Annotated in this window: 16 protein-coding genes; 7 read left to right on the top strand and 9 right to left on the bottom strand. The window is 69.3% G+C overall.

What is annotated here, in order from left to right:
• Positions 1-110 precede the first annotated feature (110 nt).
• Together ccrA and ACIQF0_RS36640 are read left to right on the top strand one after the other, a co-directional pair.
• Positions 111-1,424, top strand: a complete 1,314-nt coding sequence (gene ccrA, locus ACIQF0_RS36645) for a crotonyl-CoA carboxylase/reductase (protein ID WP_360047793.1) — start codon at positions 111-113, stop codon at positions 1,422-1,424.
• 36 nt (positions 1,425-1,460) lie between these two features.
• Positions 1,461-2,885, top strand: coding sequence for a chromosome segregation protein (locus ACIQF0_RS36640; protein ID WP_401037485.1), 1,425 nt, complete (start codon positions 1,461-1,463; stop codon positions 2,883-2,885).
• 103 nt (positions 2,886-2,988) lie between these two features.
• On the opposite strand, the gene ACIQF0_RS36635 is transcribed toward ACIQF0_RS36640, so the two are convergent.
• Positions 2,989-3,516, bottom strand: coding sequence for a histidine phosphatase family protein (locus tag ACIQF0_RS36635; protein WP_401037482.1), 528 nt, complete (start codon positions 3,514-3,516; stop codon positions 2,989-2,991).
• A 24-nt stretch (positions 3,517-3,540) separates the two neighbouring features.
• Here ACIQF0_RS36635 and ACIQF0_RS36630 point away from each other — a divergent pair, with 24 nt between their 5' ends.
• Together ACIQF0_RS36630 and ACIQF0_RS36625 are read left to right on the top strand one after the other, a co-directional pair.
• On the top strand, positions 3,541-4,086 hold the full coding sequence (locus ACIQF0_RS36630) for a GNAT family N-acetyltransferase (RefSeq protein WP_401037479.1): 546 nt from the start codon (positions 3,541-3,543) through the stop codon (positions 4,084-4,086).
• Positions 4,086-4,778 carry an alpha/beta fold hydrolase gene (locus ACIQF0_RS36625; protein ID WP_401037476.1) on the top strand — a complete coding sequence of 231 codons (693 nt, stop codon included), beginning with the start codon at positions 4,086-4,088 and terminating at the stop codon, positions 4,776-4,778. The genes ACIQF0_RS36630 and ACIQF0_RS36625 overlap by 1 nt, the downstream gene beginning before the upstream one ends.
• 3 nt (positions 4,779-4,781) lie before the next feature.
• On the opposite strand, the gene ACIQF0_RS36620 is transcribed toward ACIQF0_RS36625, so the two are convergent.
• On the bottom strand, positions 4,782-5,075 hold the full coding sequence (locus ACIQF0_RS36620) for a hypothetical protein (protein WP_319977781.1): 294 nt from the start codon (positions 5,073-5,075) through the stop codon (positions 4,782-4,784).
• Between the two features lie 32 nt (positions 5,076-5,107).
• On the opposite strand from ACIQF0_RS36620, the gene ACIQF0_RS36615 reads away from it, so the two are divergent.
• On the top strand, positions 5,108-5,314 hold the full coding sequence (locus tag ACIQF0_RS36615) for a zinc ribbon domain-containing protein (RefSeq protein WP_360047801.1): 207 nt from the start codon (positions 5,108-5,110) through the stop codon (positions 5,312-5,314).
• On the opposite strand, the gene ACIQF0_RS36610 is transcribed toward ACIQF0_RS36615, so the two are convergent.
• The gene (locus ACIQF0_RS36610; protein WP_401037472.1) at positions 5,311-5,682 is read right to left on the bottom strand and encodes a hypothetical protein; all 372 of its coding nucleotides are present in this window, start codon (positions 5,680-5,682) and stop codon (positions 5,311-5,313) included. The two genes, ACIQF0_RS36615 and ACIQF0_RS36610, sit on opposite strands and share 4 nt — an antisense overlap.
• Before the next feature lie 71 nt (positions 5,683-5,753).
• Here ACIQF0_RS36610 and sigJ point away from each other — a divergent pair, with 71 nt between their 5' ends.
• A complete protein-coding gene (gene sigJ, locus ACIQF0_RS36605; protein ID WP_401037470.1) occupies positions 5,754-6,623 on the top strand; it encodes an RNA polymerase sigma factor SigJ in 870 nt (289 codons plus the stop codon).
• Here sigJ and ACIQF0_RS36600 read toward each other — a convergent pair.
• The 6 genes from ACIQF0_RS36600 to dhaK all read right to left on the bottom strand — a co-directional run bounded on the left by ACIQF0_RS36600 (position 6,620) and on the right by dhaK (position 12,424).
• A complete protein-coding gene (locus ACIQF0_RS36600) occupies positions 6,620-7,213 on the bottom strand; it encodes a DUF3558 family protein (protein WP_401037467.1) in 594 nt (197 codons plus the stop codon). The two genes, sigJ and ACIQF0_RS36600, sit on opposite strands and share 4 nt — an antisense overlap.
• 43 nt (positions 7,214-7,256) lie before the next feature.
• Positions 7,257-9,032, bottom strand: a complete 1,776-nt coding sequence (locus tag ACIQF0_RS36595; RefSeq protein WP_401037465.1) for a 3-hydroxyacyl-CoA dehydrogenase family protein — start codon at positions 9,030-9,032, stop codon at positions 7,257-7,259.
• An 840-nt stretch (positions 9,033-9,872) separates the two neighbouring features.
• Complete coding sequence (locus tag ACIQF0_RS36590; protein ID WP_401037462.1) at positions 9,873-10,067, bottom strand: hypothetical protein; 195 nt, start codon at positions 10,065-10,067, stop codon at positions 9,873-9,875.
• A gap of 32 nt (positions 10,068-10,099) precedes the next feature.
• Positions 10,100-10,807 (bottom strand): dihydroxyacetone kinase phosphoryl donor subunit DhaM, encoded by a 708-nt coding sequence (gene dhaM / locus ACIQF0_RS36585; RefSeq protein ID WP_401037460.1) that lies wholly within the window; start codon positions 10,805-10,807, stop codon positions 10,100-10,102.
• Positions 10,804-11,430: a dihydroxyacetone kinase subunit DhaL gene (gene dhaL / locus ACIQF0_RS36580; RefSeq protein ID WP_401037458.1), complete on the bottom strand. Its 627-nt coding sequence runs from the start codon at positions 11,428-11,430 to the stop codon at positions 10,804-10,806. Before dhaL ends, dhaM begins: the two co-directional genes overlap by 4 nt.
• Position 11,431: 1 nt before the next feature.
• A complete protein-coding gene (gene dhaK / locus ACIQF0_RS36575) occupies positions 11,432-12,424 on the bottom strand; it encodes a dihydroxyacetone kinase subunit DhaK (RefSeq protein WP_401037455.1) in 993 nt (330 codons plus the stop codon).
• 145 nt (positions 12,425-12,569) lie between these two features.
• Here dhaK and ACIQF0_RS36570 point away from each other — a divergent pair, with 145 nt between their 5' ends.
• Positions 12,570-13,562 carry an ABC transporter substrate-binding protein gene (locus ACIQF0_RS36570; RefSeq protein ID WP_401037453.1) on the top strand — a complete coding sequence of 331 codons (993 nt, stop codon included), beginning with the start codon at positions 12,570-12,572 and terminating at the stop codon, positions 13,560-13,562.
• Positions 13,563-13,569 lie beyond the last annotated feature (7 nt).

Below are 13,569 nucleotides of genomic sequence, written 5' to 3'. Positions count from 1 at the left end.
CCGGTCAACTCTTCCGAGTGGAATCCCTCACAAGCGGGATTCTGAATCGGTTACTCCTGAGTAACCTCCGGCAACCTGCGACTATCCCTCACTAGGGAAGGAATGCCGCCGTGCAGAAGATCCTTGACGCGATCCTGGCCGACGAGCTGGACGCCATCGGTTCGTTGGACGTTCCGGAGAGCTATCGGGGCGTGACAGTGCGCGCGGACGAGGCCGACATGTTCTCGGGCCTGGAGACGAGGGACAAGGACCCTCGCAAGTCGCTGCACGTCGACGAGGTGGCCACGCCCGAACTCGGGCCGGGTGAGGCGCTGGTCGCCGTCATGGCCTCCGCGATCAACTACAACACCGTGTGGACCTCGATCTTCGAGCCGGTGTCCACGTTCGGCTTCCTGAAGAAGCTGGGCGGCCGCCACGACCTGCCGTACCACGTCGTGGGATCGGACCTGGCCGGCGTCGTCGTCCGGGTCGGCCCCGGCGTCACGGCGTGGAAGCCGGGCGACCGCGTCGTGGCGCACTGTCTGGACGTGCCGCTGGAGGCACCGGACGGGCACAACGACACGATGCTCGACCCGCAGCAGCGCATCTGGGGCTTCGAGACGAACTTCGGTGGTCTCGCCGACCTGGCGCTGGTGAAGTCGAACCAGCTGATGCCGATGCCGAAGCACCTCACGTGGGAAGAGGCCGCGTCGCCGGGCCTGGTGAACTCCACCGCGTACCGCCAGCTGGTGTCGACCAACGGCGGCAACATGAAGCAGGGCGACACCGTCCTGATCTGGGGCGCGTCCGGCGGTCTGGGTTCGTACGCCACGCAGTTCGCGTTGAACGGTGGCGCCACGCCGATCTGCGTCGTGTCCTCGCCGGAGAAGGCGGAGATCGTTCGTTCCATGGGCGCCGAACTGATCATCGATCGTTCGGCGGAGGGCTACAAGTTCTGGAAGAACGAGCACGAGCAGGACCCGCGCGAGTGGAAGCGGTTCGGCGCGCGCATCCGTGAGCTGACCGGTGGCGAGGACCCGGACATCGTGTTCGAGCACCCCGGCCGGGAGACGTTCGGCGCGTCGGTGTTCGTGGCGCGCAAGGGCGGCAAGATCGTCACGTGCGCGTCGACGTCCGGCTACATGCACCAGTACGACAACCGCTACCTCTGGATGAACCTCAAGAGCATCATCTCCTCGCACTTCGCGAACTACCGCGAGGCGTGGGAGGCGAACCGCTTGGTGGCCAAGGGGAAGATCCACCCGACAGTGTCCAAGGTGTACTCAATGGACGAAACGGGCCAGGCAGCACACGACGTGCACCGCAACGCACACCAGGGCAAGGTCGGCGTGCTCTGCCTTGCGCCCGAAGAAGGTCTTGGTGTGCTGGATCACGAACTACGCGCGCAACACCTCACAGCTATCAATCGATTCCGGGGTGTGTGACCTTCTGGGGTTACCCGAACGGGTAGCGTGAGGGGCATGGGCCTCGCCGACGACCGTGACCTCGTCCCACTGGGATCCGGCTTCGACATCGTCAAGCGCGGTTACGACCGCGCTCAGGTCGAGGATCATCTCGAACGCCTCGACTCGGACCTGCGGCTGCTCGCCGCGGACCGCGATGCCGCCGTCTCCCAGACGTCAGATCTGGCGCGCCAGCTGGAAGCCGCACGCTCGGAGATCACCGAGATGCGCAACCAGGTGGAGCGCCTGTCGCTGCCGCCGACGACGCTGGAGGGGCTTTCCGAGCGCCTCCAGCGCATGCTGCGGCTGGCCCAGGACGAGGCCAACGAGATCAAGGCCCGTGCCGAAGCGGAGGGCGGGCACATCCGCGCCAAGGCCGAGGCCGACGCGGGTGTGCTGCGCCAGCGCTACGAGAAGCTCATCGCCGAACTCGACGAGCGCCGCGGCGCCATGGAGTCCGAGCACAAGGGCGTTCTCGAAACCGCGCGCAACGAGGCGGAGAAGATCGTCTCCGAGGCGGAGTCCGCCGCCCGCAAGATCGCCGACGAGTCCGAGCAGCGCCGCGTGACCGTCGAAGAGGACTTCGAGATCGCGATGGCCGCCCGCCGTTCCGAGGCCATGGCCACCCTCGCCTCCCAGGAGGCCAACTCCAAGGGCGAGGCCGACCGCCGCCTGCGCGAGGCAGCCGAGGAGGCCGCCCGAGTCCGCGCCGCGATCACCACCGAGCAGACCACGTCGAAGGCCGACGCCGAACGCCGCGTCCGCGAGGCCACCGAAGAGGCGAACCGCCGCCGCCACGACTCGATCTCCGAGGCCACCGCGCGCATCCAGGAAGCGACCGACGAGTCGAACCGCCGCGTCCGCGAGGCCACCGAGGAAGCCAACCGCCGCACCACCGCCGCCACCCAGCGCGTCGACCAGCTCCGCAACCTCCGCAACCGCCTCTCGCACCAGCTCCACAACGTGCGGACGGCGCTGCAGGAGGTCGTGCCGCTGCTCGACCCGGTGGACGAGGAGAAGCCGGCGGCTCCGGCTCCCGCACAAGGACAGGGTGGCGCTCCGGTGCCGGCCCAGTCCGCTCAGGCACCGCAGGCCGCTCAGTCTCCGCAGGCCGCTCAGTCTCCGGCACGGCCCGCGTCACCTCAGGCTCAGCCACAAGCGCCCGCCCAGACTCAAGCCGCCCAGACTCAGGCCGCCCAGACTCAGGCCGCTCCTGCCACGCCGAACAAGTCCGCCCAGCCTCAGGCGCCCACGCAGGCCGCCCCGGCTCAGCAGGCCACGCCCTCGGCACAGAACAAGCCGGCGCAGGGCTCCCAGGCCCAGACGCCTCAGCCCCAGGCATCGCAGGCTCAGGCTCAGGCTCAGGCGTCACAGGCCCAGACGCCCCAGGTCGACGGCCCCACGGCCAAGCTCGCACGCCCGCAGACGGCCAAGAAGTCCTGACGCAGCAGGCTCGTACCGCAAGCTCACGCAGGGGTCCCCCGCCCAGGGGGACCCCTGATTTCAATTATCCCAGCCGGCACCGACAATTTCGGGTCCGCGCAGGTCAGACGGTGATTTCGTAGATCGCGGGCATCGGCATGGTGCGGCAGAGATCCCAGTCCGCGGGCAGCCCCGCCGCGATCAGCGCACGTGTCAGGAACGTCCCGTGCGACCCGACGAGCACTGTCCCGTCCGGGTACTCCTCACCCATGCGCGCCAACGCTTTCCCCGCCCGCACGGTGAGCGCGTCGAGGCTCTCCCCCTCCCCGTGGGCGAAGCCGGGATGAGCCCAGCTGTAGGTGTACGGCGTCTCCCAGTCCGCGCTCGGCACCAGCCCCGACTCCCACTCCCGCAGCTCGGCCCAGGTCGTCACGGCGAGCCCGAGCGCGTCAGCGGCGGGCGTGACCGTCTGAACGGCCCTGCGTTGCGGACTCGACAGCACCGCCGCCGGCGCGTACGCGGCGAGGCGCGGAACCAGCGACTCCGCCGCCACCAAGCCGTTGTCGGTGAGCGGGCGCTCGTCGTAGTCGGGCTCACCCGGCAGCGGCCGGACGGACTCCGCATGACGCACCAATACGATTCGTGTGGACACAACACACCATCTTGGGGGAACAGGATGTTCGCGAAACCGCTGGGCGTCGACGGCGCCGAGCTCAGGCCGTTGGACCCGTGGCAGGCCGAGGAGTTCTTCGCGCACATGGAGCGCGGCCGGGAGTTCATCGGGCAGCACATCGGGTTCGCGGACAAGGCGAAGGACCTGGAGAGCGCGCGGGAGCTCCTGCAGAGCTACGCGGACAAGGCGGCGGCCGACACCGGGCGGATCTTCGGGATCTGGCTCGACGGCGAGCTGGTCGGCGGCGTGCTGTTCCGCGTGATGGAGATCCCGCAGGGGCGCGCCGAGGTCGGGTGCTGGCTGGAGCCGGCCGCGACGGGCAAGGGGCTGATCACGCGGGCGGCGCGGATCCTGATCGACTGGGCGATCTGCGAGCGCGGCGTGCATCGGGTTGAGTGGCAGGTGTCGTCGGAGAACGCGCCCAGCATCGCGGTCGCGCGGCGGCTCGGGATGAGCAGGGACGGCGTGCTGCGCTCGTACTTCCCGCACCACGGGGTTCGCCAGGACCTCGAGGTGTGGTCGGTGCTGGCGTCGGAGTGGGAGAGCTGATGGACGATCTGGTGCTGCTGCACGCCTTTCCGCTCGACGCGCGGATGTGGGACGTGCCGGGCGCGCTGACGCCGTCGTTGCGCGGCCACGGCGAACCCGACCTCGACACCGTCGCGTCGCAGGTTCTCGGCGTGCTCGACGAACGGAAGCTCGACAGCGTCGTGCTCGGCGGCTGCTCGATGGGCGGCTACGTGGCGATGGCGTTGCTCAGGCGTGCACCGGAACGCGTGCGAGGCCTGATCTTCGTCGACACCAAGCACACCGCGGACGCGCCGGAAGCGGTCGCGAACCGGCACGCGATGGCGGACCGCGTCGAACGCGAGGGCGTCGGCGACTGGCTCGCGGACGCGATGCTGCCGAACCTGCTCGGCCCCAGCGCCTCGGACACCGCACGGGCGTCCGTGCGCACCATGATCCTGGAGCAGCGGGCCGAGGACGTGGCGTGGTGGCAGCGCGCGATGGCAAAGCGGCCGGACTCCACGGACGTGCTGGAGTCGCTGGACGTCCCGTCGCTCGTGCTCGTGGGCGAACACGACAAGCTCACCCCGCCCGACGTGGCCGCGAAGCTCGCCGTGACGTTGCCGCACGCGACGAGCGAACGCATCGAGGACGCGGGACATCTGCCGCCCGTCGAGCAGCCGGAGGAGTTCCTGGCCCGGCTGGAGCGGTGGCGCGAGCAGGTCGGGCTCTAGCCACTACCAGCGGCGCGCGGTCGGGCCTCGCCGGCCGCGCGAGTCCCAGCACGTCTGGTGCCAGTGCCGGCGTTCCTCGACCGAACCCGTGTCCTCCGCCGGCCACGCCACGACGTGCGCGACGCCGGGGCGGATCTCGTGGTCGCAGCCGGGACAGCGGTAGGTCTTCTGGGCCTGCGCGCCCGAGATGGCGCGGACCAGCCAGTCACCGTCCGGGCCTGACTCGGCGCGCGCCCAGCCGACGCCCCCTCCAAGGGGACGGGATTCTTCTGGCTTGGGGCTGTTACGACGTGGCACGACAACACGTTAACCGCTCGTAGAATCGGCCCGTGCCGACCTACGAGTTCCGTTGCCGAACCTGCGACGACACCTTCGACGTGCAGCGTCCGATGAGCGAGTCGTCCTCGCCGGCGAACTGCCCCGAGGGTCATCCCGACACGGTGAAACTGCTGTCCATGGCCGGTATCGGCGGCACGCAGCAGGCCGCGGCCGGTGGTGGCGGCGGCGGTTGTTGCGGTGGAGGCTGCTGCGGCTAGCGCCTGATCCGGAGCAGGTAGAGCACGCTCGCGACGAGCAGCGCCGCGGCGAGGGGAACGTGCAGGGCCGTGAGGTGGAACACGCCGATGTACACCTGAGCGGTGATCAGCGCCAGAAAGCCCACGGCGTACCAGATGGGCCGGGCTGACCCGCCGCCCGGCCGCCACGCGAGAACCGCGACGACGACGTGGACGACCGTCACGACCCACAACGTGTACGAGCCGGCGCTGTGCAGGACGTGTCCGTACGGGAGGGTCATCATCAGCCCAGCGGTGATGGACTGAACGAAGACGGCCGCGGTCTGCAGAGCGACGGTGGCGTGCAGGAGCTTGAGGTTGGCGGGTTTTGCGGTGGTTTGCGTGGCCATGAAGGTCCGACGACGCAGCGGCCGGAAATGTGAGGCGGGGGACGTTGGCTGATCCTGGTGTGCACGCGATCGTGAGCGAACAGCGGCAGCTGCTGAACCTCGCCTACCGCCTGCTGGGTTCGCTGGCCGACGCCGAGGACGTGCTGCAGGAGACCTACGCGCGGTGGTACGCCCTGTCACCGGACCAGCGGGACGCCATCGAGTCCCCCGGAGCGTGGCTGACCAGGGTGGCCGGTCGCATCTGCCTGGACCTGCTGGGGTCGGCCAGGGCCAGGCGGGAACGCTACGTCGGCGAGTGGATCCCAGAGCCGCTCCCGGACCGGGAGGAATGGGGCGGTGGGCCCGACCCGGCGGACCGCGTCACCCTGGACGAGTCGGTCACCATGGCGTTCCTGGTGGTGCTGGAGCAGATGACCCCGGCGGAACGGGTCAGCTTCGTGCTGCACGACGTCTTCCGGTTCCCGTTCGCGGAGATCGCGGACATCGTCGGCAGGAGCCCCGCGACGTGCCGGCAACTGGCCACGTCCGCACGGCGGCGGATTCGCGCGTCGCGGCGCGACGAGATCCCGGCCACGCGGCAGGCGGACGTGGTGCGGGATTTCAAGCAGGCGTGGGAGGCGCAGGACATCCGGGCCCTGATCGCTGTGCTGGACCCGGCGGCCGTCATGATCGCCGACGGCGGCGGCCAGGTCGCCACGGTGCTGAAACCGGTGGAAGGCCGCGAGCAGATCGCCCGCTACCTCGTCGGCATCGGGAAGGTGGCGCCGGATCTGGCGATCCTCGCCAGGACGGTCAACGGCAGGCCGGGCCTGGTGGCGACGTACGACGGTGTCGCGGTGACGGTGGCGGCGATCGAGGTGGAGAACGACCGGATCACCAGGATCTGGGCGGTGCGCAACCCGGACAAGCTGAAGCCCTGGCGAACCGCGGGAGAGAACTAGGCCGTCTCGCGGTCGATCAGCACCTCGGCGACCTTGCGGCCCTGGTCGCAGACGCTGCCGAACTTGCCGGACGAGTCGATGATGATGATCCCGAGCCCGCCACCGTTGTAGGGCAGGGCCAGCACGCACGACGGTTCGACGTCCTGCTCGTCGGAACGGTCCAGGTACATGACCTTGTGACCCTTCACGTCCCAGTCACCGGTGGTGCGCTCGATCGTGATCTGCTTGCCCTCGCGGTAGCGCAGGGAGACGCCGACCTCGACGTCGTCGATCTTCGTCGTCCACCGGCACGACTCCTCGAACGTCGAGTCGTAGTTGATCTGCGTGGGCGGCGTCTCGGCCTTGGCGCCGGGGTAGGGCAGGTCGGTCCACTTCAGCTTGGCGCAGGTGGGCGTGATCTCACCGTCGATCGGCGAGCTCTCCGGGTCCTGCGACTCGCTCGGGTCCGTGCTCGGATCCGTGGAGCCCTCCTGGTCGAACGGGGAGGTGACGTCGAGCGGCGCCTGCGCGACCGGACTGCCCCCGACGGTCGCACGGGCACAGCCGGACGCGAGCACGAGGACAGCCAACAGGAGCACCAGTCGCCGCATGCCACCACCATGCCAGACGCGACATGGTGCCCCTGTTAGCGGCTCACGAGTAGTCGCGGAATCCCTTGCCGGTCTTGCGGCCGAGGCGACCGGCCGTGACCAGGTGTTCCAGCAGCGGCGCCGGCGCGAAGCCGGGCTCGCGGAACTCGTTGTAGAGCGTGCGCTGGATCGCGAGCGACACGTCCAGGCCGACGACGTCGAGCAGCGCGAACGGTCCCATCGGCAATCCGCAGCCGACCTTCATGGCGTTGTCGATGTCGTCGCCCTCGGCGTAGTGGGCCTCCAGCATCTTCACCGCGTCGTTGAGGTACGGGAAGAGCAGCGCGTTCACGATGAAACCGGCCACGTCACCGCAGTGCACGGGGTGCTTGCCGAGGTCGAGGCAGATCTTGCGGGCCGTCGCGACCACGTCGGCGCCCGTGGAGATCGTCTCCACGATCTCGACCAGCTTCATGACCTGCGCGGGGTTGAAGAAGTGCAGGCCCACGACGTCCGCCGGCCTGCTCGTGGCGGCCGCGACCTCGATGACGGGCAGCGAGGACGTGGTCGTCGCGAGCACCGCGCCGGGCTTGCACACCTCGTCGAGCGCCGCGAAGACCTCCTTCTTGATCCCGATCTCCTCGGCCACCGCCTCGACGACCAGGTCGCAGTCCGCCAGTTCCACGAACTCCACGGCGGGCGAGATGCGGGCGAGCGTCGCGTCGCGGTCCTGCTCCGACAGCTTTCCCTTGCCGACCGCGCGGTCGAGCGACTTGCGCACCGCGCCGATCGCCTTCTCCGCCTTGTCGAGACCGCGCGCCCGCAGCACGACGTCGTACCCGCGCTTGGCGAACACCTCGGCGATGCCCGTCGCCATCGTGCCCGTGCCGATGACACCGACCCGCTGAACCTCACGGGTCTGCGTCGCGCTGTCCACTTCGGACGGTGTCTGCACGTCCTTGACGACGACCGGCGAGTCGGGCCCGTCGTAGGTGTAGAAACCGCGGCCGGTCTTCCTGCCGAGAAGCCCCGCCGTGATCATCTGCTTGAGCAGCGGCGCCGGCGAGTGCAACCGGTTGCGCGACTGGTGGTACATCGTGTCGAGGATCTCGTACGCCGTGTCCAGACCGATGAGGTCCAGCAACGCCAACGGTCCCATCGGGTAACCGCAGCCGTACCGCATGGCAGCGTCGAGGTCCTCGCGCGTCGCGTACCGGGACTCCAGCATCTTGACCGCGTGGTTGAGATACGGGAAGAGAAGGGCGTTCGCGATGAAGCCGGCCCGGTCCCCGATCACGACCGGCGACTTGCCCAGCCGTTCGGTGAATGCGACCACGTCGGTGATCACGTCCGGCTCCGTGACGACCGTGCGCACGACCTCGACCAGCTTGAGGACCTGCGTCGGGTTGAAGAAGTGCAGCCCCACGACCTTGCCTGGCCGCTTCGTCACCACGCTGATCTCGGTGATCGAGAGCGACGACGTGTTGGACGCGATGATCGCCTCGGGCGCGAGGATCTCGTCCAGCTCACGGAAGATCCGCGCCTTGAGCTCGACGCTCTCCGGCACCGCCTCGATGACGAGATCGCAGTCCTTCAAGCTCTGCAGGTCGAGGCTCGTGGTGACCCGGCCGTGCAGCGCGGCGCTCTCGTCCGCGGTCAGCTTCTCCCGCGTGACGGCCCGCTTCGTCGAGTGCTCCAGGTGCCCGAGCCCGCGCTCGACACCGGCCGCGTCGACTTCCACCACCTTGACCGAGAGCCCGGTGCGCGCGAGTACCTCCACGATGCCCGCGCCCATGGTTCCGAAGCCGACGACTCCGACGGTGTTGATTTCGCGCGCCACTGCAGACCTCCCAAGCGGGGTAAAGCGTGGGCTACCAAGGAGTAACTTGCGGGCGACTATGCCACTCCTCGCGCTGGCGGGAGCCGTGAGCTTCGCCATCAGGATCGAAACAGTTATCGGTCCAGCAAACGCCTAGACACGGCCTTTTGCCTGATGAACCCAGGTGGGTGAACGCGGAGTTGCGCCATCCGAGTCGGGGGCGGTCCGGTTGGGGACGGCCTTGGGGCTCGCGGGCGGCAGCGGAACAGGCGGGGCTGGGAACCGCGGTGGGGATGCGGGCCGTATCGGAGTCGGTGCGGCCAGGAATCGCTGTGGAGGCGCGCGTCGCGCCGGAGCCGGCGCGGTCAGGGGTCGCCGCCGTGGGGACCACGAGCTGGATGGAGCCAGCACGGCCAGGATGCGCTGCTATGCGCGCGAGTGCCATCAAACTCTGCGGGACGGGGACCATCCAGGGGCCTGCGGCCGCCTCGGGATCAGCGCGGTCGGGACAGTTGCCGCGGCGACCCACGTTGAGACCGAACCCGGCAGCGCCGGATGAGCCAGGCTGGTTCGGGGCAACGCCTTCAGGTCCAGGTACGGCTTCACCACGCGGCCACCTCCACGCAACGCCATCGGACACCGCGCGGCATCACCCTCGACCAGCCGCTCACACCTCACAGCCCACTCTCGACCAGCCGCTACAGCTCGCAGCCAGCCGCCCACGCATCGCGGCCCTCCGCTCTCGGTCAGCCACCCTCGACAAGCTCATCGCCCGCTTCTACGACGCCACGACGGACGCGGTCCTGGGTGAACGGCGTGGACGTCCACACTTACGACCTTTCCGCCTACTACCAACGCCACTCACACCGCGCAGCCGCCTTCACGCGACATCATCGGGCACCTCGCGGCTCCACCCTCGACCAGCCACTCACACACCGCGCAGCCCGCTTCCGCCGGCCCGCCCGCGCCTCGCAGCCAGCTCGACCAGCCCGCCCACACCTCACGGCCGTTCCACCAGCCCGCGCACACCTCGCAGTCGGCTTCCCACCAGCCCACCCGCACCTCGCGGCGCGCGGCCGCAGTGGCCGTTAGTCGTCGAACCCCCTCTCCGCCAGCTCCTCGATGCGGCGCACCGCCTCGCCCGCGTCCTTGCCCGTGGCCACCACGGTGATGGACTTGCCGCCGGGCGCGCTCAGACCCATCAGCGCCAGCACGCTGGCCGCGTTCGCCTCCTCGTTGCCGTAGCGGACGACGACGTCGGCGTCGAGTTCGGCCACGGTGCGGGCCAGCAAGGCTGCCGGGCGGGCGTGCAGGCCGACCTCGTTGGTCAGCAGCACTTCCGCCGACACCGCGTCCGGTACCAGGTGCAGGGCGGGGCGGCTGGGTGCGGCTACCGGGGCCTCGCCGGACGCACCCTCTGCCGCGGTGGCCACGTCGGCCAGGGAAGCGGCTCCCTGGGCGGCGACTGCCGCGGCTACCGCGCCTTCGACCAGGGGTGCGTCGACCACCAGGTAGCGGGACGGGTCGTCTGCCGATTCCACCGCCATCTCGGCCGTCATCTTGGCGCTGCCCAGGTCGTAGAGCACGACCACGCCCGCGCCGGAGTCTGCGTCCGCCAGGGCCTCGACGACTGAGGCGTAGTCGGTGCCCAGGCCGCCCTCGTCCGTGCCGCCCACGGGAAGCACGGAGACGTCGGGAGCCATTTGAGCGGCCAACTCCGCCACGCCGTTGGCCAGCATGTCGCTGTGCGAGACGACTACCAGGCCCACGCGGCCGGTGTCCGCGGCCGCCGTCATGCCTTGGCCGCCGCGTCCGCGAAGGCGCGGAGTAGCAACGACGTCGACCTGGCGCCCGGATCCATGTGGCCGGCGCTGCGCTCGCCCAGGTAGGAGGCTCGGCCCTTGCGCGCCACCATCGGGACCGTCGACTCCGCCCCTTCCGCTGCCGCGTCGGCTGCCGCGGAGAGGGCGGCGGACACCGAGCCCTCGGCAGAAGCTGCCGCTGTCACGGCTGGGGTGAGGGCGTCGACCATCGTCTTGTCGCCCACGACGGCCTTGCCGCGTGCGAACACGCCGTCCAGCGCGCCCTGCAAGGCGCGGGCGATCAGAGCGCCGTCGAGTTCAGGTGCGTCGCCCACGGCGGCCGACGCGCGCAGGAAAGCGGTGCCGTACAACGGGCCCGCCGCTCCGCCCACCGTGGAGATCAGCGTGGTGGCCACCAGCTTCAGGACCTTGCCCGGGGTGTCCGGCGGTTCGGCGTCCAAACGGGACAGCAGCGCGGTGAAGCCGCGCCTCATGTTCTCGCCGTGGTCGGCGTCGCCGATCGCCTGGTCCAGGCGCACCAGCTCGTCGCGGTGCTCCTGGACGACAGCCGCGGCGGCTCGCAGTGCCGTCACGACGTCCGCTGCCGTGCAACCCACTTCAGACTCCCCAGCGCAGCGCGGGCGTGTGGACCGGCGCGTCCCACAGGGAGATCATCTCGTCGTCCAGCCGAAGCAGTGTGAGGCTCATGCCCTGCATCTCCAGGCTCGTGATGTAGGGGCCGACCAGCCTGCGTTCCACGACGATCCCCCGATCGGCCAGCAGCTGTTCCGCGATGCCGTGCGCCAAGTACAGCTCGATCAGCGGCGTCCCGCCCATCGAGTTCGTGAACAGCAGCACCCGGTCCCCCGACGAGAACGGCAGGTCCGACAGGATCGGCTCCAGCAACGCCGCCACCATCTCGGACGCCGTGCCCACGGGAACCTTCTGCCGGCCCGGCTCGCCGTGGATGCCGATGCCGATCTCCATCTCGTCGTCGGCCAGTTCGAACGACGGCGAGCCCACGTGCGGCACCGTGCACGACGTCAAAGCCAGACCCATCGAACGCACCGACGCGATCACCCTCAGGGACAGCGCCTCGCACGCCGCCAGATCATCACCGCGCTCCGCCGCCGCGCCGACGATCTTCTCCAGCAGCACCGTGCCGCCGACACCCCGGCGCCCGGCCGTGTACAACGAGTCCTTCACCGCCACGTCGTCGTCGATCACGACCGACCTGACCTCGGACTCCGCCAGCTCACCTGCCATCTCGAAGTTCAGCACGTCGCCGGTGTAGTTCTTCACGATCAGCAACGCGCCCGCGCCGCCGTCCGTCCGCGCCACGGCGTCGACCACCTGGTCCGCCGTCGGCGACGTGAACACGGGGCCAGGACAGGCCGCGTCGAGCATGCCCCGCCCGACGAACCCGCCGTGCAACGGTTCGTGGCCCGACCCTCCACCCGAGATGATCGCGACCTTGCCCTGCACCGGCCCACCGGCCCGCACGATGACCGCCGGGTCCTGGTGCACGGCCAGCAGATCGGGATGGGCGGCCTGCATCCCCCGCAGCGCGTCCCGCACCACGGTTTCCGGATCGTTGATGATCTTCTTCATAGAACAGCCCTCCCGAGAAGTCGGTGACCGTGTTCCTTCTTACTCCGGGGGTCTGACACTCGGAACAGGCAAAGGACCCCGCTACCGTTAGGCCGCCCTAACAAATGCAGGTCAACATCACGTTCCGTAGTGGAGGAACAACGTCGTGTCGAAGAGAGCAGCGCTGCTCGTAGCAGTCGCCCTGACCCTGACCGCCTGCTCCAGCACGCCGGACAAGCCGACCGTCGCCCAAGGTGGCGAGGACTTCGGCAAGGCGTACGAACTGAGCAACGGTTTCGGCACGACGCAGAAGCCCGGCGAGTTCCCCCGCACCATCAAGCACGCGATGGGCGAGACCAAGCTCGAGAAGAAACCCGAACGAGTGATCGTGCTCGACACGGGCGAGCTCGACAACGTCGTGGCGCTCGGCATCAAGCCCGTCGGCATCGCCTACACCGACGGCTCACCGACCATGCCGTCCTACATCGGCGACAAGGGCGGCACGCCGGAGAACGTCGGCACGACCAACAACCTCAACCTCGAAGCGATCACCAAGCTGAACCCGGACCTGATCCTGGGCTCGCAGCTGCGCGCGGAGGCCCTCTACCCGAAGCTCTCCGCGATCGCCCCGACGGTGTTCAGCGTGCGCCCCGGCTACGTCTGGAAGGAGAACTTCCTGCTCAACGCCGCCGCGCTCGACCGCCAGGCCGACGCCGCGAAGATGCTCGAGGAGTACACGAACAAGGCCACCGAGACCGGCAACGCCATCGAGAAGAAGCTCGGTGTGCGCCCGACCGTCACGGCGCTGCGCTTCATGCCGGGCCGCATCCGCTTGTACGCCAAGAAGTCGTTCATCGGCACGATCCTGATCGACGCCAAGATCGGGCAGCCGACCTCGTCCCAGGTGGACGACCTGGCCGCCGAGGTCAGCGCGGAGCAGATCGGCAAGGCCGACGGCGACTTCATCCTCTACTCCACCTACGGCGACCCGGCCAAGACCGCGCAGCCCTCGGTGCTCGGCGGTCCACTGTGGACCGGCCTGAACGCCGTCAAGGCGGGCAAGGCCAAGCCGGTCCTCGACGAGACCTACTTCCTCGGCCTCGGCGTGCTCGCCGCGAACGTGGTCCTGGACGACATGAAGACACAGCTCGGCGTCTGAGAGCTCA

Source organism: Lentzea sp. NPDC092896, from assembly GCF_044754905.1.
Classification (GTDB): domain Bacteria; phylum Actinomycetota; class Actinomycetes; order Mycobacteriales; family Pseudonocardiaceae; genus Lentzea.
This window is presented reverse-complemented; position numbering and strand designations above follow the sequence as displayed.